The organism is Brevibacillus sp. NRS-1366 (genome assembly GCF_050467985.1).
Genome location: NZ_JBITPN010000020.1, coordinates 15,287 through 40,361 on the forward strand (window position 1 = coordinate 15,287; position 25,075 = coordinate 40,361).

Consider the following 25,075-nt stretch of genomic DNA (forward strand, 5'->3'; position numbering starts at 1 on the left):
CGAGTGCCCGTTCATAAACCCATGTGATAGTGTAGTTACAACAAAGAATGGCGGGGAGGTCACAATGATGTGGGAGCGCTTACGCGATAAGCGAATGGCAGATAAAATCGTGACGGCTGAGGAAGCGGCAGGTTGGATCGAGGATGGCATGACGATCGGGTTAAGTGGCTTCACTCGTGCTGGTGATGCCAAAGTCGTTCCGCTCGCACTGGCGGAGCTTGCGAAAAAAGAGAACAAGCCTTTCGGGGTTAACGTATATACAGGAGCTTCACTCGGATCTGATGTGGATGCTGTCATGGCTGAAGCGGGAATGATTATGAAACGCCTTCCTTTTCAGGCAGATCCTTTGATGCGTAAAAAAATTAACGATGGCAGCTTGATGTTTGTGGATCAGCATCTGTCCCACACAGCAGAGTTAATTCGCGCGGGAGTCATGGCCCCGATTGATTACGCGATTGTGGAAGCGGTTGCAATTACAGAAGATGGTATGATTCTTCCCGCCACGTCTGTAGGGAACTCCAACATTTTCGTCGAGTATGCCAGGCATGTAATTATCGAGCTGAATCTGGCGCAATCGACTGAACTGGAAGGGATTCACGATATTTACACCCCGAAGAAGCAAGGGGAGCGTGGACCGATTCCGCTCACTTCTGTGGAGCAGCGCATTGGAACGGCAGGCATTCCGGTTGATGTAGAAAAAATCAGAGGAATTGTGGTTACGAACCAATTGGATTCTCCCTCGACCATCGTGGAACCGGACGAAGAAACAGCACAGATCGCAGCCCACCTGATCGAATTTTTGCGTCAGGAAGTGAAAGAGGGACGTTTGCCAAATAGCTTGGCACCACTGCAATCCGGGATCGGCTCGGTTGCCAATGCGGTTTTCAACGGCTTTTTGGATTCGGAGTTTACCGATCTGACCGTATTTTCAGAAGTGTTGCAGGATGCGGTATTCGACCTGATGGATGCCGGCAAAATTTCTTTTGCATCCGGCTGTTCGATCACGCTGACAGCTGACAAGATGAAGCAGGTAATGGACAACTTCGCTTCTTACCGTGACAAGCTGCTGCTTCGTCCACAGGAGATCACCAACCATCCAGAGCTGATTCGCCGCATGGGATTGATCTCCATCAACACAGCGATTGAAGCGGATATTTACGGCAACGTCAATTCGACCAACGTCTCTGGTACAAAGATGATGAATGGAATCGGTGGTTCCGGTGATTTTGCCCGCAATGCACGACTGGGCATCTTTGTTACCAAGTCGATCGCCAAAGGCGGAAAAGTATCCAGTATCGTGCCATTTGCTTCCCATGTGGATCATACGGAGCATGACGTAGACATTATCGTAACCGAGCAAGGACTTGCGGACCTGCGTGGACTGGCTCCCCGTGAACGAGCACTGAAAATCATCGATAATTGTGCACATCCGATATATCGCGAGCAGCTAAGGGCCTATTACGCGGAAGCACTCACACGCGGCGGTCATACCCCGCATGTACTCGAAAAAGCTTTCTCCTGGCACGTGCGTTTTGCACAAGAAGGAACCATGCTGGAGCAAGAGCCGGCTCTCGTCTAAATGAAAATAACGATCGTTTGCAACAAAACCCGCCGGGCAGTAGATGCCTTGAGCGGGTTTGTTGGCGTATCGAAAGAAAAATACTGAGGAGAGCGCAGTTGTTCAAGCTTCAGTGGAGGAGAGGAAAAAGGAGAAAACGCTCCAGCTTCTTGGAACACTCCATGGGGGTCATCCCTGTCCAGCTCCAGGGAAAAAGCGAAACCGCGTCCAAAGTAGCCGATTCATGAAGTCTTTCAGAGGTGGACGCTAAAAAGCGTGTTTCTCTTTTTCCCTTGCGCCTTGGTTGGTGTTCCAAAGATCTTTCGCTTTTTTCTCCTTTTTCCTCGGCCAGCATTGGTTTTCTCAGTAGCTTTTAATGATTCTGTGATGTCGGTATTCTCGGGGAAGGACCTAAACTATTAGGAAGTTCCCGTTAATCACTGCTGCAAAGCTTGTAACTGCTCCGTCTTTTTTAGCCGGGAAAAGGTCACCCATGCAAAGCAAAGCCCAATCACCACCAGAATTCCGCTGACCCATCCGAGATGAAGAACGGTCGAATGCTCTACGATAAGTCCTCCTAATCCTGCACCAACAGCCAAACCTAATTGAAAGATTGAGGTATTGAGGCTGAGGGAGACCTCTGAAGAATGGGGAGATAGCGTGATTAAGCTTTTATTGATTTTTGCAAGCGGGCACCAGAAGTGACAGATATGTACCGAATCAGCGGGGAATACAATTACATGCTGAAGGTCGTCACGGCTTCCACTGAAGAGCTGGTCCATTTTTCGGAACGCACAGGGGATTTTGGTTCTTCCTATACATTGATTGTGCTGACAGCGCCATTCGAGCAAAAAATGATGATTGGTGAAGAAAAGGTCATCTAATCGCATCAATGCGTCTTTTTTTGCCTCACGTAATGCTCATCTTTCATAAACAGACGCCAGAAGTAAATAAAGCCTGGAATTAAGACAGCAAATCCGACCAGGTAGCAGATGAACAAGGCATGGAACGTATCAGGATGAGTAAAGCTCGATTCAATCGTCACATGAGGATAGACGATATACGGCAAGCGTGCCGCGCCATATACGTAGCTTGCGAGCAGGTACTGAACCGTAATAGCAATCACCGCAATCCGCGGCAGGTGGAGTACATAGCGTCGATGCTGCGGAATGAGGAGCGCGATATAGCCAATGAAAAAGCAGGCGACGGAGGCCAACAGCCACGGAAAATAGGTAATGATCCGATCGTAAAGCCACTTTGCTTCCATTTTCATCGTGAGTACAGTCAACAAAGCCATCAATAGCGTAATGGGTCCGAGGAGTGTCCCATCTCGGCGATAAACAGCAAATGCCTGCTTTTCTCCCGCTACGTAGGAGTAGTCCGCCAAGAGAAGGGAGGAGAGAAACAGGGTGCTGCTAATGGCCAGGCAGATGTAGGCGTAGACGTGCGGGCTGGTGAAGAACAAGGCCCAGTCCAGATTTTCGATTCCGTTGGTCGTATGGATAAAGCCTCCTTGGGTCACGGGTAGCACGCTGATTAACAGGGCAGGTACCAGGATGCCCGTAATGCCCGAGACGATGGAGAGTGTCTTGTCGTATTTGTGGATCAGATGGGAAAAGACCATGAATGCGCTGCGAATCAGCATCAAAAGAAGGACCAGACTACCGGGAATCAGCAAAACGCTTCCGAGCGTATAGGTTGCACCGGGAAAAAAGGTAACGAGTGCAACCACGATCAAGACGATGAACACATTGACCACTTCCCAAGAGGGGGAGAGGTAACGGTTGGCGATGGATGTAGCTTTGGTTTTCTCGCGGTTCAAATAAATCATGGACCAAAAGCCTGCACCGAAATCAAATGAGGCGGCAACAGAGTAAATGACAACGAAAATCCAGAGCAGTGTTATCGCAATAAGGGTGTCATTCATCGCTTGTCCTCCTTGCATCAGATGGTAGTCACTTTGCATGACGTTCCTTGGAATGTCCCAAAGGATCAAGCTCCAGAGGATGGCGGCCGAAATAACTGCGGAAAACAAGCAGCGTGACTATCGCGAGGAACAAATAGATCACGAGGAAAATCCAGAAAAACGTGGAGACCCCTGCTGCTTTCGTAGCGGCGTCCGCGGTTTTCATGACACGGTAGATAACCCAGGGCTGTCGTCCCGTGCAGGCAAAAATCCACCCGAATTCAATTCCCAATAAGGCAAGAGGGCCGCTTGCGACAAATACCCACAAAACCCAGCGCGGGAACTGAGAGCGGCGCAGCAGCTTTTTCCAGGCAAAACCTAAAAAGCCTACGACGATCAACAGACTGCCGATCCCGACCATGCCGTTGAAAAGGGTATGGATATAGAGCGGGGGCCACAATTCTTCTGGAAAATCACCCAGCCCGACGACTACTTCGTCAAACCGATTGGCTGCTAAAAAGCTGAGAGCCCATGGAATTTCGACCCCGTATTTGACTTCCTTGGTCTGCGAATCCGTAAATCCGCCGATGGTTAAAGGCGCATAGGCTTGCGTTTCAAACAGGCCTTCTGCAGCAGCTAGCTTTTCTGGCTGATATTGGTGTAAAAGCTGGGCGGACTCGTGCCCATTGAGGGCGGTCAAAAGAGAGAAGGTGCCTCCAACGATCAGCCCTGCGAGCAATGCTTTTTGGTGATACTGGTAGACTCGCCCGCCCTTTTCTTGGCGCAGCATCTTCCAGGCTGCCACCCCAGCAATGGCAAAAGCACCTGTCATATAAGCCGATACGGTTACGTGCCCCGCCGTCACAAAAAAGCTGGGATTAAAAAAAGCCGCCCATGGATTCACATCTACAATCTCCCCGTTTGTGATCCGAAAGCCAGTAGGGGTACCTTCGAAAGCGTGGACGTTAGTAATCAGCACGGCTGACGCTGTTGCTCCGATCAATACCATGAACACACTGACTAGTCGCATAGCGGGGGAGAGGCGGTGTGCCGCATACACGTAAATAGACATGAATAAAGCTTCCAGGAAAAAGGCGAAAATTTCAATCTGGAAAGGCAGCGAAATGACTTTTCCCACCACCTCCATGAAGCCCGGCCATAGAAGGGAAAGCTGTACGCCCGCAATGGTTCCCGAGGGGATGGCGACCCCTAGGAGAATGGCTTGAGCTTTGGTCCAGCGCTTGGCCATCGTTTCGTAATCGCGATCCCGGGTCCGCCAAAAAAGGATTTCGGCGAGCAGGATCATCAGCGGGAGTCCTACACCGAGGGTGGCAAAAATAATATGAAAGGCCATGGTTGTCCCAAAGGCGGCTCTGGTCATTACGATATCTTCCACGGTTTGCTTCCTTTCCGGTTCATCCCTCACTTGTTAATCTTTCCCTGATAATGTCCCAAGAGGGGAGGGGGATTATGCAAAAAAAAAGACCGCCACAAAGAAGTGACGGCCTTTGGAAAGAGTTACAGTTCAATCATTGCTTACGAGGTTGATTATTTGCGATAGAGCGGATAATCGACTTCAGTCGGTACCTGAATGAGTACGAGACGTAGCGGTGCATCTGCTGAGGCGTGATAAACAGCGGTGCTGCTATCCTCTGCGGAGATAACGACAAAGTCACTTTTGTTTGCAGTTTTGAATCCTGCGGCTTCGTTACCTTCTTCACTGATGGTACCTGTACCGGAAACCACCACGACACAGTGAGCATAGCCAGCCGGCAAGCTGAGCGAATACGATTGGCCTCTTGGAATGGTGATATCGCTCATCAAAGAGTCGGTGATCAGCTGGATCGGCGCTGCTTTACCAATAATGCGCTTCACCTGGACGCCGTCTACCTCGTCAGAAGGAAATTCCTCATGGTTGTATTGATTGTAGGTCGGCGGAAGCTTGGTGCTTTTAGCAAGATGGGGTTCAAACCAGATTTGGAACATCTCTGTGTCTTTACCCAGCTCTTCTGCATGGTGGGCACCAGAACCAGTTTGCATAATCTGCACGCCTCCAGTGGTCACCTCTTGCAGGTTGCCCAATGTATCGCGGTGACCTACAGTTCCGCTCAGAACATAGGAAAGGATTTCAAAACCAGAGTGAGGATGCAGTGGAATCTCAAATGTTTTCAAAGATTTTGCCCATGCCCAGTAAAACAGTGGTCCAACCCGTTTCACTACTGATCCTTCATGAGGAAAGCCAATTGGTTTGCTTTCTACGATTTCTCCGTCGCCGAAATGTCCCTGTACTTGTTCCTTTTGTGTGTAAACGTGAATAGTCATAGGTTTCTCCTCCCTTAGGAAAAAGATTAGTAGACCGGGTCATCATTTATTGATTAAAACAAGACGTACGCGCCAGGGCCAATCAAGGCAACGCCAATTGCTACAGCGATCAAAGTAAGATTGTATTCGTATCCGTTTTGAGTGACCCAGACACCATTTTGACTGTGTACTTTTATAATCGCAACGAGCATGGTAATGGCAATCAGAATGGCTCCCACCCACGTACCGACACCTGTTGCAAACAATAGCCCACCGACAAATTCACCCAATCCGGCAATCAGTGCCATAGCGACACCTGGTTTGACGCCAATCGATTCCAGCCAACCGCCAGTTCCTTTTAAGCCGTAGCCTCCAAACCAGCCAAACAGTTTTTGCGCACCGTGACCAATAAACAACAACCCAACCACCAAACGAATGATAAGCAAACCAAGATCCATCATTTTTCATCTCTCCTTAAATTATTTTAAATTATAGTATTTTAAATTTGAGATATTACTAGAAAAAAGGCTGGCGGGCCTTTAGAAAGTTTCCGCCAGTTGAGCTGCTTTTACTACACCAGCATGAACGATTTCTTCCGCTTTGTCTGGGAATTGATTGTGGCCTTCAACCACCACTTCAGTGATGTTGCTGATGCCCCAGAAGCCAAGCACTGTTTTCACGTATCTGCTAGCCAGTTCAACCTGAGTCATTGGGCCTTCGGAGTAAACACCACCGCGAGCAGTCAAGAGAGCTACTTTTTTGTCGCCCATCAAACCAACAGGGCCTTCAGCAGTGTATTTGAATGTCTTGCCTGCTTGACACAGGTAATCCATGTAAGTGTGCAGGATTGCAGGAACAGTGAAATTCCACATTGGGAAAGCGATCACTACTTTATCTGCTTCCGTAAATTGGTTCAGGTATTTAGTAACGAATTCTGCACCTTTTTGTTCTTCTGCTGTCAGCTCCATGCCACGGCCAGCTTTGAACATAGCAGTGATCAGGTCATTGCCATAGTAAGGAAGGTTTTCAGCAAACAGGTCCAGCTCAGTAACTTGATCGTTTGGATGAGCTTCTTTATAGGATTTAGTGAAAGCTTCGTACAGCTTTACACTCGTAGCCTGTTCAACTGGGCGATCATTTGCTTTAATGATAAGTACTTTACTCATGAAAAAATTATTCCCCTTTCAATTCGTAAGTTGCTAACCTCAAAGATGTAAATCTTGATTTTAAGATTATTACTTTCGAGGTTTTTTGTCAATACCTTTTTAGTCATTCAACAACATTCCTTATTCTAATAACAATCCTGCGCAGATCTCCCCAGCTTTTTTAAGAGTTCAGTCGCTTGTCTTTTCTCTTCTGAAGAAAGACCACTTACTGCCTTTTCAATTACTTCCTGATGGGAGGGAAAGACTTCAGCAAGAAACCGGTTGCCTTTTTCCGTCAGCTCCGCGTAGATGACTCGGCGGTCTTCCGAACAGGGCCTGCGAATCAGCAACTGCTTCTTTTCTAGTTTGTCCACAACATATGTGATATTTCCGCTGGAGATCAGGATCTTTTCCCCAATTTGCTGCAATGGCTGCGGTCCTTTATGGTAAAGAACCTCAAGCACGCCAAACTCGGTTGGATTTAATCCGAACTGGCGAATGCTGCGGTTGGAATGCGCCGTGACCCAGTTGAATGAACGTGAAAGTACGACAAACAGATCGAGGGAGTCATTTCTTTGCGATTGCTCGGACACAATGGCCCCTCCTTTCTATATTCAAAGATTTTTGGATATCTTTAATTTAAGATAATCGTACATGATAAAGATAGGTCTTGTCAAATTGGGTTCAGGAAGAAAAAAGAAAAACCTGAGGCAGAAGTGGCCATCAGGATTGGTAGCGGGGTAGAGCAGGACCGACTAATACTCAATTTTTGTTACTTCCTCTAAAGGAGCAAGAGGGTTGTCATGCGCTTCCTGAAGCTCTTTTTGCAGCAGCTTTTCATGTCCTTCGTCTGACAGATCAAAATAGAAGTATTCCTTTGGTCTATCTTGATTCAATGGTTTGCGTTGCTCTGACATAATAATCCCCCTTCGCTTTCTTTTCTATGGATAGTGTTCGCTAACTAGATGGAAAACATCCGTGTAATGGCAGGTTTTTCGAAAAGACACGGTCGCTCAAAGCCACGCTTCGGTAGAGGATTTTTGATAAAGTAAAAAAGATTGAGTAAATATTTTATAAAAAATTGCAAATATTACAAAAACACTAAAAGGTATTTTCCTTTATCATAAATAGAAAGCGTATCCAACAAGAGGTTCGTCACCAATTCCAACTGCAAAGGGGTTGATGAAGAAAAGGACAGGTTTCTCCGCGTTTCTCACATGGACACTGTGATGGCCATCGCTTTGAACGATTGTTGCTCAATTGTAATAGGAAATAGGGAACAAACGTGAATAGGGGGAGAACAAGCGTGAAGAAAAAAACATTTCTCAGTGCGCTCTTTGTGCTCAGTATCGCTACGACAGCCGCATTATCCGGCTGTTCAACCGGGCAAGGAGCAAGTACATCGAATCATACAAACAAAGAAACAACTACTGCCGCATCCAATGAAAAAGGTACATTGGTCATCGCCAGGCAAGCTGACGCATCCAAGCTTGACCCCCATTTTCTCACCGATTTTGAATCTCAAAACGTCATTTACCAGAAAGTCTATGAAACCCTCGTACAACAGGACAAAGACATGAACATTCAACCACAGCTAGCTACCGAGTGGAAACAACTCAATGATACAACCTGGGAATTTAAACTACAGCAAGGCATCAGCTTCCACGACGGCACCCCGTTTAACGCACAGGCAGTTCAAAAGACTTTTCAGCGAGTATTGGACCCCCAGGTTGGGGCTCCGCAAGCGTCCGACTTTGAGATGATAAAAGAAGTGAAGGTGGTTGACGATTATACCTTCCAGTTCATTTTGAAATATCCGTTTTCTCCGCTTTTCTCCATTTTAGCGAGCAACGAAGCCAGCATCCTCAGTCCGAAAGCGATTGAACAATACGGCAGAGATCTCGCAAAAAATCCTGTAGGGACGGGGCCATTTGTCTTCGAGTCTTGGAAGCCTGGACAAGAGATCGTATTGTCGAGAAACGACAATTACTGGGGGAAAAAGGCCAAAGTGGAGAAGGTTGTATTCAAAGTAGTGCCTGAGGATGCAACGCGCGTAGCAATGGTAGAGACGGGAGAAGCGCATATTGCAGAACCGCTGCCAGTTACGGAGGTGGAACGCGTCAAGTCCTCCTCATCGATGACCCTCTACAGAAACGAATTGCTAGAGGTAGCATACATCGGGTTTAACTTGAAAAAGAAGCCGCTCGATGATGTGCGTGTACGACAGGCGATCAGTTACGCCATCGATAAAGAATCATTAATCAAGGGTGTGTACAACGATATTGGAAAACTCGTGAATACGCCAATGTCATCCAAAGTACTGGGCTTTACCCCCGATATTAAAGGATATCCGTATGACTTGAACAAGGCCAAGGAGCTTCTGGCTGAAGCGGGGTACGCCAACGGATTTAAAACATCCATATTGACGATCGATCTGAAAGACCGTATCAATGTAGCCGAGGTCATACAATCACAATTAAAGGGGATAGGCATCGATCTCCAGATTGTCACAATGGAAAGCGGAGCCTATTTTGATGCAGTCATGGCCGGAAAGCAGGACTTGTTCCTGGGAGGCTGGGGGAACGCTACGGGCGACGGCGATTACAATCAATTCAACCTATTCCATAGTAGCTCTCAAGGCTTCAGTAACCGTTGGTTCTACTCGAATCCTGAGGTTGACAAACTAATTGAACAGGGACGCAGAGAAACAGATATCGAACAGCGCAAGAAGATCTATGCAAAGGCGCAGGAAATTGAAATAAATGATGCCGTCTTGATTCCTTACCGAAATCCGGAGATTCTGGCCGCTGTAAGCAAAAATGTGAAAGGCTTTTGGATTAATCCAGTCAGTATGTATATGCTGCATGACGTAAGCATTGAATAGCTGAGGCACCCGACCAAAAAGGAGAACAATGGCCTCACTCCAAAAGCGGGGGATCCTTGTTCTATAATACGAGGATTCAAGAATATGATAGACTGCAAGAGACTGTCGAAAACAAAGCTACATGGATACGGTTCACTTTACTGTCATGCAAAAAAAGGAGGAGATGGAATGGAAATAAAGCATATCGTACTACGACATTTGAAAATGCAATTATTACATCCTTTTACAACAAGTTTAGGTACGGACTACGATAAAGATTTTATTTTAGTAGAAATAAAAGCAAAGAACGGACTCTCTGGTTGGGCGGAATCTGTTGCTGCATTAGATCCTCTATATAAAGAAGAAACACTAAAAACAAACTGGCATATCATGGAGGATTTTTTAATACCTCTTCTTTTTCAAGAGCCTATCAGGCATCCCGATGAAGTCTCCGCACGTTTTAAGCATATCCGTGGAAATTACATGGCCAAGTCTGCATTAGAAGGCGCGATTTGGGATTTGTATGCGAAAGAACAGGGAATACCACTGGCAAAAGCATTAGGTGGAAAAAAAGAGAAGATAGAGGTAGGTATCAGCATCGGAATCCAAGAGTCTGTCGATCAGTTGCTTGGTCTGATCGAAAAATATCTTGAGCAAGGCTATAAACGTATGAAAGTGAAAATTCAGCCTGGCTGGGATGTCGAGGTAATCGCACAGGTAAGAAGACATTTTCCAGATATTCCATTAATGGCTGATGCAAACAGCGCTTATTCTTTGAAAGATATGGACCGTTTAGCTGCCCTAGATGAGTTTAACCTAATGATGATTGAGCAGCCGTTGGCTCACGATGATATTATTGATCATGCGCAGTTGCAGGCGAGATTAAAAACGCCTATTTGTTTGGATGAAAGTATTCATTCCGTAGAGGATGTCCAAAAAGCAATCCGATTGGGAAGTTGCAAAGTCATCAACATTAAAATCGGGCGTGTAGGTGGGCTAACAGAAGCGAAAAAGATCCACGATTTGTGCGAGGCGCATCAAATCCCTGTTTGGTGTGGAGGTATGCTGGAGTCAGGGGTAGGAAGAGCGCACAATGTGGCGATTACATCGTTGCCAAACTTTATTCTTCCCGGAGATACAGCGGCATCCTCTAGATACTGGAAGGAAGACATTATTGATCCAGAAGTAGTGGTAGACAATGGAATAATTACCGTTCCAAATGCGCCAGGGATCGGATATGAACCTAATCGTGAGCGAATTGAAGAAAGAGAGTTGTATAGCAAAATATATAGAGCTGAATAAAAATGGGATGAAAAGCCGATGTTCAGGTCGACTCGACCACAGATGAACTTCGGCTTTTTCATTTCTATTTTTTTATTTTGCAAAACAAATGTCTGTGTGATAAACTTTTGTTTGTAGACGAAGCTGTGAATGCTAGTTAAGAAGAAAGGAGGATGACTGTGGACAAAGAAATGCAGATTCTGCATCATATTCGGCACAATCCGTTTATCAGCCAGCAGGAGTTAGCTGACCTGATTGGCATCTCCCGATCAGCCGTAGCTGGTTATATCGCACAGCTTACCAAGCGCGGAGAGATAAAAGGACGTGCCTATATCTTGCGCGACGAAGGCTTGATCGCTTGCATTGGCGGGGCGAACCTAGACCGTAAAGCGCGCGGGAAGCAGCAAGTGCGTCTGCACTCATCCAATCCCGTTACGATCATGGAGTCGTGCGGCGGGGTGGCACGGAATATTGCTGAAAACCTGGGACGGCTCGGCTGCCATACATCGCTTTTCACCAGTATCGGTGAGGACAAGGAAGGCGAGTGGATTGTGCAGGAGACAAGAGGGCACGGGGTAGATATCTCCCAGGTGTGGCGTCTTCCCACCCAGCGAACAGGCACGTACACGGCATTGTTGGATATCGACGGAGAAATGGTTGTGTCTCTAGCCAACATGGATATTTACGATGCGCTAACGCCAGAGATGTTTGCCGAAAAGTGGTCCCACATCGCGGCAGCCAGCGCTATTTTCCTCGATACCAATGTCCCGGAAGATTGCCTGGCCTACATCATCGAACGATGCCGCGAGGAGAAGATTTCCCTCTTCGTTGACCCGGTCTCTTCTGCAAAAGCAAAAAAGCTGCCACAGCGCTTGGACGGAGTAGAAGCGATATTGCCCAATCGCGAAGAGGCGGAGCTGCTCGCTGGCATGACGATCCGTACGATCGAGGAATGTGCCGAGGCTTGCGCCAAAATCAGGGAGCGAGGCGTCAAACACGTCATCGTCACTATGGGTGAACAAGGGATTTACTATCAGTCACAGGATGTTTCCGAGCATTTGACCCCGTACCCAACAGAGGTAGTAGATGTAACCGGAGCGGGAGATGCTTTTGTCTCTGGTCTTTTGTACGGTGTGGTGAATGGAGAATCGTTCGAGAGAGCCTGCCGCCTCGGATTGGCAGCCTCAGCCCTTACATTGCAAACAGATCAATCAGTATCGCCATTGTTAAAAGCAGATCAATTGGAACTGACAGTCGAACAATACGAAAAGGAGAGATAAGAGATGAAACAATATTTGACCTTTACTGAGGAAGTTCGCCACGCATTGGACAACAATTTGCCGGTAGTTGCCCTGGAGACAACCATTATTTCGCACGGTATGCCATATCCGCAAAACATCGAGATGGCAAAAGAAGTAGAACAAATCATCCGTGACAACGGAGCAGTGCCAGCTACGATCGGGATCATGAACGGCAAGATCAAAATCGGTCTGACTGAGAGTGAACTGCAAGAGTTCGCGACGAACCAATCTGTAGAAAAAGTAAGCCGCCGTGACTTCCCATACATCCTGTCTAGTGGAAAAATCGGTGCGACCACAGTAGCCGCTACGATGATCGCAGCAGAACTCGCTGGCATCCACATGTTTGCAACCGGGGGCATCGGCGGGGTACACCGTGATGGTGAAATCACGTGGGACGTATCCGCTGACTTGACTGAACTGGCACAAACCAATGTAGCAGTAGTTTGCGCAGGAGCGAAATCCATCCTGGATATCGGACGCACTCTCGAATACTTGGAAACCCAAGGTGTTCCTGTAGTCGGTTACCGCACGGCTGAATTCCCATCCTTCTTTGCTCGCGAAAGCGGATTTGGTGTAGACTTCCGTCTGGATACTCCAGAAGAAGTAGGAAAACTGATGAACACAAAATGGGAGCTGGGCCTTCGCGGCGGCATGATAATCGCCAACCCTGTACCCGAGTCTGATGCGCTGAACCACAAAGAAATTGAAGCAGTGATTCTGCAAGCTCTCACAGAAGCAAAAGAAAACAACATCGCTGGTAAAAAGGTAACACCGTTCTTGTTAGCGAAAGTAAAAGAATTGACAGCAGGAAAAAGCTTGCAAACAAACATCGCACTGGTGAAACACAATGCAGAGGTAGCTGCTAAAGTAGCGGCTGCTTACCAACAACAAGTAAACGAAAGCAAATAAGTAACGATAGACCAAGCCCTCGGAAATCAACCGGGGGCTTTTTGCGTGCTGACGGAGCTTTTCTTGTACTGGATGCAGAAGATGCCTGCAATGATCAGGGCGATGCCCAGTATTTTTGGCAGAGAGGCTTCGTGAATAGGCATGTGGAGCAGCCCGAAATGATCGATGATGATCGCCATGAGCATTTGTCCAATTAAAGTGAGAGAAAAGGTGAGAGCTGAACCGAGCTTGGGCAAACAGTAGGTTGTGGTCAAAATCATGACGACCCCGATGAAGCCGCCAATCCAAATCCACCAAGGGTAAGAAGTAACAGGGCGCAAATCGGCCATTTTTATTTGACCGGAAGAGAACGTGAGCAAAACAAGAATCATGGTGCCAACCAGAAACGAGACCATCGCTGCCGAATAACTGGAAGAGGTGAGCTGGCGCAAACGGACGTTTACCGCTGCTTGGATGGGCAAAGTGGCTCCGGTAAGAATTACGAAACAGATGAACAGCATGGGAAGAGGACCTCCTTTTAGCAGTCAAAAATAACGAATGAGCAAAATGCCACCAAGAATGACAGTGATTCCAATCAGGCGTGAAGCGCTTGCCTTTCTTTTCGGCATATGAAAAAAACCGAAGTGATCGATAACGATGGACATCGCCATTTGTCCAGTTAAAAGAAGTGCAAACGTAAGAGAAGCACCTAGAACCGGAGCTGACACCAGATTAGCGAGGACGGCTATGACGCCTACTGCGCCTCCCAGCCATGCCCACGATTGCTTCGTCTTCAGAGCATGAAACAGGGTAGAAATGGTATTTTTTTGCGTGATACACAAAATGAACAAGAGGAGAAAGCCGATGAAATAAGCAATCGCCAGGGCAAGGTAGGGTGAGGTCAATGCGCTGCGTAACTGGACATTGGCCGCAGACTGCACAGGCATCATCATTCCAGCAAAAAGAAGAAGGATAAATGGCATCTCCACCATCTCTTTCTGTTATATTTCAAAATATGTTGAAACGAGTATATTTCAATATTATTTGAAATGTCAATGGTGTCGGGTTAAAATAAAATCATGAATACAAATGCTGATCTGATGATGATGTCTGTCATAAAAGCCCTTAGTGACCCGATTCGCTTGAAAATCATGTATGTCTTAAAAAAGGGAAGAGATGGGGAATGCTTGTCTCCTACCTCTTTATTGAATCCACAAGCGTTGTGCCCAAAAGACATTCTGCGGAAAATGGAGGATTTATCCGACTCAAAGCTGTCCTATCATTTAAAGGAAATGAAGCAGGCGGGGTTGGTCGTGGAGCATCGGGAAGGAAAACGGATTTTTTACGAGCTGAATACAGAGCCGTTGGGGCAATTATCCGCATGGCTGGATGGTTTCTCACAGTAGGCGTGACGACTGCGCGAAAAGAACCGTCAGGGTGATGAGCCCTGACGGTTCTTTAACTAATTAATCGAGACTTCCACGCCTTTTTGCTCCAGCTGCTGCCGTACCTTTAGCGCTGCGGCATTCGTTTTCCAATCTACCGGGATTTGGAATAAATACACTTCCTTTAGGGAAGGCAAGGTTGCAAGCGGAGAAAGGTCCGCAACCTTCGTATCGGACAGGGAAAGCTTTTGCAAAGCCGGGAGCCCCGCCAGCGGGGAAATGTCTTTCAATGGGTTGTGATCAAGGTGGAGTGTTGCCAATTTCGTCAATTTTTTCAGAGACGGTAGGGATTGAAGCTGGTTTCTCGGCACACTCAGCCATTCCAAATTGGTCAGGTCAGTGACAAAATCTATGGTCGTAAGCTTGGTATCCGTTAACCAAAGCGACTTCAGATTTTTCAGGCTGGCTAGTGGTGTACCATCGGAAACCTCGGTCTCCATCAATCCTACTTCGCTTAACAGGGACAAATTTTGCAGCGGCGTTATGTCTTTCATAGGGGCTTTGTAGATAGACAAATATTCCAGCGTCTTGATATTTTTCAGTGGCGACAGGTCTGCGACTTGCGTACTCTCCAGTGTAAGGCTCGTAAGCTTGCTGAGCCCAACCAGCGGACGAAGATCCTTGACCGGCGCATTGGTAACTGCAAGGCTAGTCAATACGCCAAGCTTGCTAACCGGACTGATATCCTCGACGGGCACTTCGGAAATGCGAAGGCTCTTCAAGTGAAGGAGCTTTTCCAGGAAGCGAACATCTTTGTTTTGAACAGAATACAGGTTAAGATCCTCCAGGGAAGAAAGAGAGCCGAGAACCTCAAGATGGTTTACTTGTTTGGCAGAAAGCGATAAAATTTTCAGGTTGGTCGCGTGTTCCAGCCCGGTCAGATCAATCGCGCTGGAAGTGATCATGAGCTGATTCAACGATTTCAAATCTTCCGTGCCAAGCGGTCCGTTTTTGATCCCGAGCATTTCGCGGATTGCGTGCTCCAGATTTTTGTCTGGAAGAAACGAAGCGGGTTCGGCAGCGGTAATCAGCACGACTCTGTCTTTTTCTACCCATTCCACTTTGGAGCCCAAGCTTTCACTTACAAAGCGGAGCGGTACGAGTGTCCTTCCGTTTTTGATCTCTGGAGGTACGTCCAGTTTATGTGAGTTCTCTATGTTTTTGCCTCCGCCGATGGTTGGGGTAATGACATAGCCGGTTGGTTGACCAATGATCAAAGTGATCTGAGTGCCGAATTTATCTGCATGTACGGCCCGCTCGTTCGGGTCCCAGGTAACCTGCGCTCCCAGGCTTTCAAAGATTTTGCGGAATGGTACCAGGACACGTCCGTTTTTGATGATGGGAGGCACATCGAAGGATTGAACAACGCCGTTGATTTTTACTGTTACATCTGGAACCTTGGCGATGGCTGTGTTCAATGCCACGGTCAATAACAAGCAAACCGCGAAGATCAAACTCATCAAACGCTTCATATTTTCCTCCTTTAGCTCCTTTCTTTATAGAACATCCCTTTGTCGAGGAGCTTGATATTTCTTCCATATGATTTGACTACCTGAGGAGCGGGAAAGTTGCAGTACGGTTTTTACTAATTGGGCAGGAAAATTTTAAAAAACTACTTGATATACTCTTGGGGGGTATTGTATAGTGAGAGTGGGATAAGAAATTGCTTTCGGGGGAACAATACGATAAAATATACCCCACAAGGGTATCTGTTGCGGGGGAATTAGTATGAGTGCCAAAACAGCAGAAGCGACTGTTCCGATTTCAGGAATGACATGTGCCGCGTGCGCGCTTCGCATTGAAAAGGGTTTGAAAAAGCTGGACGGCGTAGAGACTGCCAATGTCAACCTGGCACTGGAAAAGTCCACAGTCGTCTATGACCCGGCCAAGACCAACCTCGATGATATTCGCACAAAGATTGAATCGCTTGGCTACGGTGTCGTGGCAGACAGAGTAGAGCTGAACATAACAGGCATGACGTGTGCGGCCTGCTCAACCCGGATAGAAAAAGGGCTGAACAAAATGCCCGGCGTCTTGAAGGCAAACGTCAATCTTGCATTGGAAACGGCAACCGTCGAGTACGATTCATCACATGTCGGCATATCTGATTTGATCAGGCAGGTCGAAAAGCTGGGTTATCAGGCACAGCGCAAGGAAGAAGGCAATGACGAACAAAAAGTAGACCGCCGGGCCGCAGAGATTCAGCGACAGACGAGAAAGTTCTGGATTTCCCTGGTTCTCTCGCTCCCACTCCTATGGTCGATGGTTAGTCACTTTTCCTTTACTTCTTTTATCTGGCTGCCAGATTTCTTGATGAATCCGTGGGTGCAGCTGGCACTGGCGACACCCGTACAGTTCATCATCGGCGCGCAGTTTTACGTAGGTGCTTACAAAGCGCTCCGCAACAAGAGTGCAAACATGGATGTGCTGGTCGCTCTCGGTACATCAGCTGCTTACTTCTACAGTTTGTATGTCGTGATCTCCTCGATTGGTACCCATGGACACATGCTGGAGCTGTACTTTGAGACCAGCGCAGTCTTGATTACACTGATTTTGCTCGGGAAGCTATTCGAAGTAAAAGCCAAAGGCCGCTCGTCAGAAGCCATTCGCAAGCTGATGGGTCTCCAAGCCAAAACGGCTGTCGTGATTCGCGGTGGCGTAGAGATGACGATACCAGTAGAAGAAGTACGGCCAGGTGATATCGTTCATGTGAAGCCTGGTGACAAAGTACCTGTGGATGGGCTCGTGCTGGAAGGGCAATCTGCGGTAGACGAATCCATGCTGACCGGGGAAAGCATTCCTGTAGATAAAGCCGCTGGCGATACAGTTATTGGTGCAACACTCAATAAGAATGGCTTTCTAAAGATCCAAGCGACCAAGGTAGGAAAAGAAACGGCATTGGCTCAAATCATCAAGGTAGTGGAAGAAGCGCAAGGAACAAAAGCTCCGATTCAACGGCTGGCAGACAGCATTTCCGGGATTTTCGTTCCGATTGTCGTGGGAATTGCGATCCTGACCTTCCTGGTATGGTATTTTGCAGTGATGCCCGGAAATTTTGCAGAAGCACTGGAAAAAGCCATCGCAGTACTGGTCATTGCTTGTCCGTGTGCACTCGGTCTGGCTACGCCAACCTCCATCATGGCAGGTTCGGGACGTGCGGCTGAGCTGGGCGTCCTGTTTAAAGGCGGGGAGCACCTCGAGACGGCTCATCACCTGGATACGATTGTTCTGGATAAAACAGGGACAGTCACCAAAGGAGAACCGGAGCTGACAGATGTAATCTCCTTTGATGTAGAGGAGCAGGAGCTGCTGTCATTGGTGGGAGCAGCCGAGAAAAATTCAGAGCATCCACTGGCACAGGCTATCGTCCGAGGTATTGCTGACAAAGGCATTTCCTTGGCAGAGACATCTTCATTTGAGGCCATTCCTGGCTTTGGTATTCGGGCAGTCGTTGCGGGAAAAGAAGTACTGGTTGGTACCCGCCGCCTTCTTGAGCAAAACCAGATCTCCTATCTGGCCGCTAGAGATACGATGCTGGCGCTCGAGCAATCAGGGAAAACCGCAATGCTGGCAGTCATAAATGGCAAGCTTGCAGGACTGATTGCCGTAGCCGATACGATCAAGCCGACCTCGAAGCAAGCGGTAGAGCGAATGAAGGCAATGGGATTGACGGTCATCATGATGACGGGTGACAATCGCCAAACTGCTGAAGCGATTGCGCGAGAGGCAGGAATCGATCACGTAATCGCCGAAGTCCTGCCCGAGGGCAAGGCAGCAGAAGTGAAAAAACTGCAGGCACAAGGCAAAAAGGTAGCTATGGTGGGAGACGGTATCAATGATGCTCCGGCCCTTGCCACTGCAGATATCGGTATGGCGATAGGCACAGGTACAGATGTGGCAATGGAGGCGGCAGATATTACGCTGATGCGTGGCGAGCTTACGAGTGTCGCCGACGCGATCGAAATGAGCAAGCGGACTATTCGCAACATCAAGCAAAATCTTTTCTGGGCATTTGCCTACAATACATTGGGCATTCCCTTTGCTGCACTAGGATTTCTGGCGCCTTGGCTCGCCGGAGCAGCTATGGCATTCAGTTCCGTATCTGTCGTGCTCAATGCGCTAAGACTACAACGGGTGAAGCTGTAAACTCCAGCAGCCTGGTCAAAAAAGCAACAAGCGGCTTGTCCGCATTTCTATACACATAGACGCAAAGGAGAGATTGAGAATGAAAAACATCACATTGAACGTAGAGGGAATGTCTTGCAATCATTGCGTAAACACCGTTGAAAAAACACTGAAAGAGCTGGGAGCAGAAGGCAAAGTAAACCTGGCAGCCAAAACGGTAGAAGTTGCTTACGACGAAAACGGTGTTACTCTGGAAGCGATCAAGGAAGCGATCGAAGAACAAGGCTACGACGTCGTCTAAAACGGATCATAAAGCTGAAGAAGCTCCTACCCGAAACACCGATCGGGCAGGAGCTTTTTTAAAATAGATTACGCTAGCAATTTCTCCAAATCTTTGTCCAGTACATAAACCTCGATCCTCTCGCCCATTTTTGTACTGATATCGCTATGACTGGACAGGACCTTGCATCCGGTCAGCTTTTCTACGATTTCTTCGGATTCCTCGCTATACATTTCACGCAGTACCTCGCGCATCTCTTTTACGATCCGACGTCCTTTATCGTGACTGGACAGGTGTTTTTCTTCTACGGTGAGGACGCCCTTGAAGCGCACAATCACCATATCACCGACAATGTATGTCTTGGACTCCTGCGGTCCACGCCCAATCAAATCACGTTGGAATTTGATAAAAGCTTCGCTAATTTCTGCTTCAAGCTTTTTTTTGTTAGAGATGGGCAACCGTAATTCCTCCCATGAATCATTTCCTTGTACGATCGGGCGCGACGAGGGTCCTGCCTGCGCCAAAAAGACTTGTCTGGCTTGCTAAACTTTCCGGAACGCATAACAAAGTGCTTCAGCGTCCGCATCCAGTATTACTTCGGTAAAACCTTCCGCTAAAACACGGTCGCTTCTCCTTGAGGAGGCCTCGATAGAGGTTTTTTTATATTGCTTTATCTTACTTAGCAGCTGGCGAGACTGTCAACAAGGATGGCGCGAAGTGATTTTTCACTTGAGACAATCAACCGGCTTCCAAATGAAAACGCGAGAGAATCCATGAAATATCGTGAGCGGATGAGGCCTGACGGGGTTAAATCGCTTACATCAATAAAGAATGAACAAATCGTGCAAAAAAGCCAGAAACAGAACATTAACAACGGATTATGCCGGACGTATAATGAGACTCGTAACCAACAATTGCAGATCTTGGCCTAATCCCGAGGCACTCGGGAACGGAGGACCCAATTACGTAGGGGTTAATTCCACGAATTTGTGGAAGGGATGAGAAACTCTTTCGCCATCCTACCCGTCAGCTAACTTCGTAGGCTAAAGCGAGGGAGGTCTAAAGACCGCCTATTTGAGGAGGCCTTTTTTGTTATCTGATTTAGATGGCAAGAGGTTTTACTCGAAATATTTTGCAGGTCTTTTCGTTATGCCCAAAAAAGAATAAGCTGTTTTCGCGAAAAAGGAAACGGGAGACAAAACGCAAAGAGGGCAACATCATTGTCGGCTGGGCGTTAGGTAGACCAATGAGTACTTTTTCTCCGATAAACGATCGTTTTGCCGCTGGATGTGGGCGAGTTTCTTCGTCTATGCCATCTTATGCCGGTCATCTGTGACGATCTACGGGGAATGGGTAAGCATTGGTCTATTTTTATTTCGGGTAGGCCAAACAGGAAAAGGAGGTATAACAATGGATGTCGTTTCCATACTGCTCTTGGCCCTTTCATTCGGGGTATTTTTTGCACTCATCAAATTTTGTGATGCTGTAGTAAATGAACAGGGAGGGAAAGAAAAATGATGGTGCTCCTGATTATCGTGGCTGGTCTTGCACTGTATTTGTGCCATGCACTGATCTACCCGGAAAAATACTAACGATTCATATTGAGGTTAGGAGGAGCTGTCGTGGATTTTTTACAAATGGCGTTGGTTTTGGTGGTACTGCTGATTCTGGCGATACCGATGGGACGATATCTGGCTCGTGCGTTTTCACTGGATGCGACGAGTCTGGACTCTCTATTTGGCTGGCTGGAAAAGGGGATTTACAAGCTTTCCGGGATTCGCATGGCAGACATGACCTGGAAGCAATACGCGGTAGCTGTTCTGATGAGCAATATGGCCATGGTTGCAGTCGCTTATGTGTTGCTTCGCCTGCAGGGAGTGCTGCCTGGCAATCCAAGCGGGATCGCTGCGATGGACCCTCTGCTGTCGTTCAACACGGCAGTGAGTTTTGTGACGAATACCAATCTTCAGCATTATAGCGGCGAGAGCGGACTGTCTTACCTTTCGCAAATGATAGTGATTATTTACCTGATGTTTACGACGCCTGCTACTGGGATCGCTGTTGTCATGGCTTTCATGCGCGGGCTGACAGGTCAACGCAGCATCGGCAACTTTTATGTCGACCTGGTCCGGGCGCATACGCGGGTACTGCTACCTTTGGCTATTGTGATGACGCTGCTGCTCGTAGCACAGGGCGTACCGCAAACGATGGAGCCGACAGCGACTGCGACAACGATTAGCGGTGCAGAGCAGCAGATCGCTCGCGGCCCTGTCGCCTCCCTCGTAGCTATCAAGCATTTGGGGACAAACGGCGGCGGATTCTTCGGGGTGAATTCATCCCATCCGTTTGAAAATCCAACACCGTGGACCAACGTGCTGGAGATCCTTTCGATGTTTCTCATACCAGCGTCGCTGCCTCTAGCTTTTGGGCATATGGCAAAAAGCAATAGACAAGGGTGGATCATCTTTGGCGCGATGGGAGCGATGTTCCTGGTCTTTCTGGCTACGGCCTACACCAATGAGATCAATGGGAATCCAGCTTTGCAGCGGGCAGGATTGTCCCAAGTGATGGGCAGCATGGAAGGCAAGGAAGTACGTTTTGGCATTGCCCAAAGTGCCCTGTTTACCGCAGTCACGACAGCAGCAACGACCGGGACCGTCAACAATATGCACGATACACTGACGCCACTTGGTGGATTGGTGCCTTTGGGTGAAATGATGCTCAACTGCGTATTTGGGGGAGACGGGGTAGGTACCGTCAACATCCTGATGTACGCCATCCTGGCTGTCTTTATCGCCGGGCTGATGGTAGGGCGAACACCTGAATTTTTGGGACGCAAGATCGAGGGTAAAGAGATGAAGCTGATTGCGATCACGATTCTCGCTCATCCATTGATTATTTTGGCTCCTACCGCGATTGCAATGGCGACAGATATGGGAACGGCAGGCATCAGCAACCCCGGGTTTCACGGCATTTCTCAGGTGCTGTATGAATTCACCTCTTCGGCAGCCAACAACGGCTCTGGTTTTGAAGGATTGAGGGATAACACGCCTTTCTGGAATATTTCCACAGGTCTGGTCATGCTGTTCGGTCGTTATGTCTCGATTATAGCGATGCTGGCAGTGGCGGGATCACTGCTCGTCAAAGTGCCGGTGCCGGAGACGATGGGGACGCTGCGTACGGATAACCATGTATTCTTGGTGATTTTGATTGCCACTGTGGTGATCGTAGGGGCCCTGACCTTTTTACCTGTGCTTGCATTAGGTCCTGTCGCTGAGTGGCTGACCCTGCGATAACGGCTGCTTATCTCGCGAAACTAGAGGCAAAGGAGATATTTCGATGAGTAGAACGCGCACAGTAGCGCTTCCAAAAGATTTATACCGACAGGCGTTTGTTGCGTCTTTCAAAAAACTGGACCCACGAGTAATGATGAAAAACCCGGTCATGTTTGTGGTAGAGGTAGGGTTTGTCATTACACTCCTCCTCACGCTTCTCCCTAATCTGTTCGGAGGGGTATCAGACCCTGTTAATAACGGTGTCGTCAGTCTGATTCTGTTCGTGACGATTTTGTTTGCCAACTTCGCTGAGGCATTGGCGGAGGGGCGAGGTAAGGCACAGGCGGCAAGCCTCAAGAAAACCAAACAAGATACAAAAGCGCGCAGGGCTATGAAAGACGGCTCATTCCAAATGGTCAGCTCGACACAGCTGCGAAAAGGCGATCTGGTCCTTGTAGAAACGGGCGAGATCATCCCTAGCGACGGAGAAATTGTCTGGGGAGTCGCTTCTGTCGACGAGTCTGCGATTACAGGGGAATCTGCCCCTGTGATCAAGGAAGCGGGTGGAGACTTCAGCTCTGTTACGGGAGGTACGCGTGTCGTAAGTGACAGCATCCGAGTGCGTGTGACGACTGATCCTGGAGAATCGTTTCTGGATCGCATGATTTCACTGGTCGAGGGAGCCAAGCGGCAAAAGACCCCCAATGAAATTGCTCTCAATACCCTGCTCGTCAGTCTTACGCTCATTTTCCTGATTGTCTGCACGACCTTGTCGCCGATTGCGGCATACGTGCATGCAGCGATCCCTGTCGCGACATTGGTTGCGCTGCTTGTCTGCTTGATTCCGACTACCATTGGGGGACTCTTGTCCGCGATCGGAATTGCCGGGATGGACCGTGTCACGCAGTTTAACGTGATTGCGATGTCCGGGAAGGCGGTGGAGGCATCGGGAGACATCAACACGATCATTCTCGATAAAACGGGGACGATTACATTTGGGAACCGGATGGCTGCCGAATTCGTGAAGGTAGGCAAGACCAGTCAGGAGCAGTTGAACAAAACAGCAGCACAGAGCTCGATTTACGATGAAACACCAGAAGGGCGCTCGATCATTGAGCTGGCGAAAAAGCATGGCCTCGAATCAGCACAGCTGGAGCTTCCCGGCGCAGAAGGCGTGGAATTCAAGGCGGAGACGCGGATGAGCGGTACGAATCTGGCAGATGGGACGCACATCCGTAAAGGAGCGGTGGACGCCATCAAGCGATCTGTATCGGATCAAGGCGGAACCATTCCATCCGATCTCGAAGAAAAAGCGACGAAGATTGCGAGCGCTGGAGGCACGCCACTCGCTGTAGTGGCAGGGGCGAACATACTTGGGCTGATTTATTTAAAAGATACCGTGAAGCCCGGTATGCGCGAGCGGTTCGCAGAGCTGCGCCGCATGGGGATTCGCACCGTCATGTGTACGGGGGATAACCCTTTGACGGCCGCCACCATTGCCCGCGAAGCTGGTGTTGACGATTTCGTAGCAGAAGCCAAACCAGAAGACAAGATAGCGCTGATCCGCAAAGAACAGGCAGAAGGCAAGCTGGTGGCGATGACAGGGGACGGAACGAATGACGCACCAGCCCTCGCCCAGGCTGATGTCGGCCTGGCCATGAATAGCGGTACGGTAGCAGCGAAAGAAGCTGCCAATATGGTCGACCTCGATTCCGATCCGACCAAAATTATTGAAGTCGTTGCAATCGGCAAGCAGTTGTTGATGACACGCGGAGCCTTGACGACGTTTAGCATCGCGAACGATGTGGCGAAATATTTTGCGATCATTCCGGCGATGTTCATGTTGGCCATCCCGCAGATGAATGCACTCAACATTATGAATCTAGCGACACCGCAAAGTGCAATTTTGTCGGCGCTGATCTTTAATGCGATCATCATTCCTATCCTGATTCCACTTGCAATGAAGGGCGTGAAATATACGCCGATGAGCGCGACAAAGCTGCTCAGTCGCAACCTGGTCATCTACGGCATGGGGGGAATTGTGGTTCCGTTCGTGGCGATTAAGCTGATCGACCTCGTGTTAGTCGGATTGAATCTGGTGTAACAACATCGAAAAGGAAAGCAAAGGGGAAGTGCATATGTTGCTTACAAATCTGCGTCTTAGTCTCGTCCTGCTGTTGATGTGCGGTCTCGCTTACCCGCTGGCGATGACGGGCATTGCTAGGGTCGTCATGCCTGCACAAGCGAACGGCAGTCTGATCGTGGACGAGAGCGGGAAGGTGGTTGGCTCAGAGCTGATTGGGCAAACTTTTACCGATCCGAAGTACTTTTGGGGGCGTATTTCTTCTATAGATAACAACGCGGCTGGATCTGGCTCGAACAACTACGCATCGTCCAATCCTGCCCTGATTGAACGTACACAAAAGGATATTGCCGCTTTTTTAAAAGCCAATCCTGGTGTAAAAGAGGCAGATATCCCTGCCGATTTATTGACCAATTCTGGCTCTGGACTGGACCCGCACATCTCGCCCCAAGCCGCTAGCATTCAGGTAGAGCGGGTAGCCCGGGCACGCAACCTCGACCCTGCGAAGCTGCACGCCCTGATTGCGGAACATACGGAAGGCAGAAGCATGGGGGTATTCGGAGAGCCGCGGGTAAATGTATTGAAGCTGAATCTGGCCTTGGATCAATTGAAATAAGACGCCAA

24 protein-coding genes and 1 riboswitch are annotated in these 25,075 nt (G+C 48.4%); of the genes, 13 read left to right on the forward strand and 11 right to left on the reverse strand.

Going from position 1 to position 25,075, the window contains the following annotated elements:
* Nucleotides 1-67 precede the first annotated feature (67 nt).
* Nucleotides 68-1,579 (forward strand): acetyl-CoA hydrolase/transferase family protein, encoded by a 1,512-nt coding sequence (locus ACIFQN_RS13710; RefSeq protein WP_429833679.1) that lies wholly within the window; start codon nucleotides 68-70, stop codon nucleotides 1,577-1,579.
* A 653-nt stretch (nucleotides 1,580-2,232) separates the two neighbouring features.
* On the forward strand, nucleotides 2,233-2,442 hold the full coding sequence (locus tag ACIFQN_RS13715) for an Lrp/AsnC ligand binding domain-containing protein (RefSeq protein ID WP_429833680.1): 210 nt from the start codon (nucleotides 2,233-2,235) through the stop codon (nucleotides 2,440-2,442).
* Nucleotides 2,443-2,447: 5 nt separating this feature from the next.
* Here the strand turns inward: ACIFQN_RS13715 and ACIFQN_RS13720 are convergent, their stop codons facing one another.
* The 7 genes from ACIFQN_RS13720 to ACIFQN_RS13750 all read right to left on the reverse strand — a co-directional run bounded on the left by ACIFQN_RS13720 (nucleotide 2,448) and on the right by ACIFQN_RS13750 (nucleotide 7,827).
* Entirely contained in the window at nucleotides 2,448-3,485 is a 1,038-nt protein-coding gene (locus ACIFQN_RS13720; RefSeq protein WP_429833591.1) for a cytochrome d ubiquinol oxidase subunit II, read from the reverse strand.
* Nucleotides 3,486-3,513: 28 nt separating this feature from the next.
* Nucleotides 3,514-4,845 (reverse strand): cytochrome ubiquinol oxidase subunit I, encoded by a 1,332-nt coding sequence (locus ACIFQN_RS13725; protein ID WP_429833681.1) that lies wholly within the window; start codon nucleotides 4,843-4,845, stop codon nucleotides 3,514-3,516.
* Nucleotides 4,846-5,012: 167 nt separating this feature from the next.
* Nucleotides 5,013-5,786, reverse strand: coding sequence for a pirin family protein (locus ACIFQN_RS13730; protein WP_429833592.1), 774 nt, complete (start codon nucleotides 5,784-5,786; stop codon nucleotides 5,013-5,015).
* A 53-nt stretch (nucleotides 5,787-5,839) separates the two neighbouring features.
* Nucleotides 5,840-6,226, reverse strand: coding sequence for a DoxX family protein (locus tag ACIFQN_RS13735; protein WP_429833593.1), 387 nt, complete (start codon nucleotides 6,224-6,226; stop codon nucleotides 5,840-5,842).
* 78 nt (nucleotides 6,227-6,304) lie between these two features.
* Nucleotides 6,305-6,931, reverse strand: coding sequence for an FMN-dependent NADH-azoreductase (locus ACIFQN_RS13740; protein WP_429833594.1), 627 nt, complete (start codon nucleotides 6,929-6,931; stop codon nucleotides 6,305-6,307).
* 125 nt (nucleotides 6,932-7,056) lie between these two features.
* Nucleotides 7,057-7,503: a MarR family winged helix-turn-helix transcriptional regulator gene (locus ACIFQN_RS13745; protein WP_429833595.1), complete on the reverse strand. Its 447-nt coding sequence runs from the start codon at nucleotides 7,501-7,503 to the stop codon at nucleotides 7,057-7,059.
* Between the two features lie 162 nt (nucleotides 7,504-7,665).
* Entirely contained in the window at nucleotides 7,666-7,827 is a 162-nt protein-coding gene (locus ACIFQN_RS13750) for a hypothetical protein (protein WP_429833596.1), read from the reverse strand.
* Between the two features lie 389 nt (nucleotides 7,828-8,216).
* On the opposite strand from ACIFQN_RS13750, the gene ACIFQN_RS13755 reads away from it, so the two are divergent.
* The 4 genes from ACIFQN_RS13755 (at nucleotide 8,217) to ACIFQN_RS13770 (ending at nucleotide 13,264) form a co-directional block, all read left to right on the forward strand.
* Complete coding sequence (locus ACIFQN_RS13755; protein ID WP_429833597.1) at nucleotides 8,217-9,794, forward strand: glutathione ABC transporter substrate-binding protein; 1,578 nt, start codon at nucleotides 8,217-8,219, stop codon at nucleotides 9,792-9,794.
* Nucleotides 9,795-9,962: 168 nt separating this feature from the next.
* Nucleotides 9,963-11,075, forward strand: coding sequence for an o-succinylbenzoate synthase (gene menC / locus ACIFQN_RS13760; protein WP_429833598.1), 1,113 nt, complete (start codon nucleotides 9,963-9,965; stop codon nucleotides 11,073-11,075).
* 158 nt (nucleotides 11,076-11,233) lie between these two features.
* The gene (locus ACIFQN_RS13765; protein ID WP_429833599.1) at nucleotides 11,234-12,334 is read left to right on the forward strand and encodes a carbohydrate kinase; all 1,101 of its coding nucleotides are present in this window, start codon (nucleotides 11,234-11,236) and stop codon (nucleotides 12,332-12,334) included.
* A 3-nt stretch (nucleotides 12,335-12,337) separates the two neighbouring features.
* A complete protein-coding gene (locus tag ACIFQN_RS13770; protein ID WP_429833600.1) occupies nucleotides 12,338-13,264 on the forward strand; it encodes a pseudouridine-5'-phosphate glycosidase in 927 nt (308 codons plus the stop codon).
* Nucleotides 13,265-13,290: 26 nt separating this feature from the next.
* Here the strand turns inward: ACIFQN_RS13770 and ACIFQN_RS13775 are convergent, their stop codons facing one another.
* Together ACIFQN_RS13775 and ACIFQN_RS13780 are read right to left on the reverse strand one after the other, a co-directional pair.
* Nucleotides 13,291-13,764 carry a DMT family transporter gene (locus ACIFQN_RS13775; protein ID WP_429833601.1) on the reverse strand — a complete coding sequence of 158 codons (474 nt, stop codon included), beginning with the start codon at nucleotides 13,762-13,764 and terminating at the stop codon, nucleotides 13,291-13,293.
* Between the two features lie 24 nt (nucleotides 13,765-13,788).
* Nucleotides 13,789-14,226, reverse strand: a complete 438-nt coding sequence (locus tag ACIFQN_RS13780; protein WP_429833602.1) for a DMT family transporter — start codon at nucleotides 14,224-14,226, stop codon at nucleotides 13,789-13,791.
* Between the two features lie 96 nt (nucleotides 14,227-14,322).
* Between ACIFQN_RS13780 and ACIFQN_RS13785 the strand changes: the two genes are divergently transcribed.
* The gene (locus ACIFQN_RS13785) at nucleotides 14,323-14,649 is read left to right on the forward strand and encodes an ArsR/SmtB family transcription factor (RefSeq protein WP_429833603.1); all 327 of its coding nucleotides are present in this window, start codon (nucleotides 14,323-14,325) and stop codon (nucleotides 14,647-14,649) included.
* A 56-nt stretch (nucleotides 14,650-14,705) separates the two neighbouring features.
* Here the strand turns inward: ACIFQN_RS13785 and ACIFQN_RS13790 are convergent, their stop codons facing one another.
* Complete coding sequence (locus tag ACIFQN_RS13790) at nucleotides 14,706-16,160, reverse strand: stalk domain-containing protein (RefSeq protein WP_429833604.1); 1,455 nt, start codon at nucleotides 16,158-16,160, stop codon at nucleotides 14,706-14,708.
* 256 nt (nucleotides 16,161-16,416) lie between these two features.
* On the opposite strand from ACIFQN_RS13790, the gene ACIFQN_RS13795 reads away from it, so the two are divergent.
* Together ACIFQN_RS13795 and ACIFQN_RS13800 are read left to right on the forward strand one after the other, a co-directional pair.
* Entirely contained in the window at nucleotides 16,417-18,834 is a 2,418-nt protein-coding gene (locus ACIFQN_RS13795; RefSeq protein ID WP_429833605.1) for a heavy metal translocating P-type ATPase, read from the forward strand.
* Nucleotides 18,835-18,913: 79 nt separating this feature from the next.
* Nucleotides 18,914-19,114 (forward strand): copper ion binding protein, encoded by a 201-nt coding sequence (locus ACIFQN_RS13800; protein ID WP_429833606.1) that lies wholly within the window; start codon nucleotides 18,914-18,916, stop codon nucleotides 19,112-19,114.
* Nucleotides 19,115-19,182: 68 nt separating this feature from the next.
* On the opposite strand, the gene ACIFQN_RS13805 is transcribed toward ACIFQN_RS13800, so the two are convergent.
* The gene (locus ACIFQN_RS13805) at nucleotides 19,183-19,551 is read right to left on the reverse strand and encodes a DUF2294 domain-containing protein (RefSeq protein WP_429833607.1); all 369 of its coding nucleotides are present in this window, start codon (nucleotides 19,549-19,551) and stop codon (nucleotides 19,183-19,185) included.
* A gap of 457 nt (nucleotides 19,552-20,008) precedes the next feature.
* Nucleotides 20,009-20,153: riboswitch (cyclic di-AMP (ydaO/yuaA leader) on the forward strand.
* Between the two features lie 457 nt (nucleotides 20,154-20,610).
* On the opposite strand from ACIFQN_RS13805, the gene kdpF reads away from it, so the two are divergent.
* From kdpF to kdpC, 4 genes are read left to right on the forward strand one after another with little or no spacing between them, the layout of a single operon-like run.
* Entirely contained in the window at nucleotides 20,611-20,685 is a 75-nt protein-coding gene (gene kdpF / locus ACIFQN_RS13810) for a K(+)-transporting ATPase subunit F (protein WP_429833682.1), read from the forward strand.
* A gap of 30 nt (nucleotides 20,686-20,715) precedes the next feature.
* Nucleotides 20,716-22,389: a potassium-transporting ATPase subunit KdpA gene (kdpA, locus tag ACIFQN_RS13815; RefSeq protein WP_429833608.1), complete on the forward strand. Its 1,674-nt coding sequence runs from the start codon at nucleotides 20,716-20,718 to the stop codon at nucleotides 22,387-22,389.
* Nucleotides 22,390-22,432: 43 nt separating this feature from the next.
* Nucleotides 22,433-24,472: a potassium-transporting ATPase subunit KdpB gene (gene kdpB, locus ACIFQN_RS13820; protein WP_429833609.1), complete on the forward strand. Its 2,040-nt coding sequence runs from the start codon at nucleotides 22,433-22,435 to the stop codon at nucleotides 24,470-24,472.
* A 34-nt stretch (nucleotides 24,473-24,506) separates the two neighbouring features.
* The gene (gene kdpC, locus ACIFQN_RS13825; protein WP_429833610.1) at nucleotides 24,507-25,067 is read left to right on the forward strand and encodes a potassium-transporting ATPase subunit KdpC; all 561 of its coding nucleotides are present in this window, start codon (nucleotides 24,507-24,509) and stop codon (nucleotides 25,065-25,067) included.
* Nucleotides 25,068-25,075: the final 8 nt, after the last annotated feature.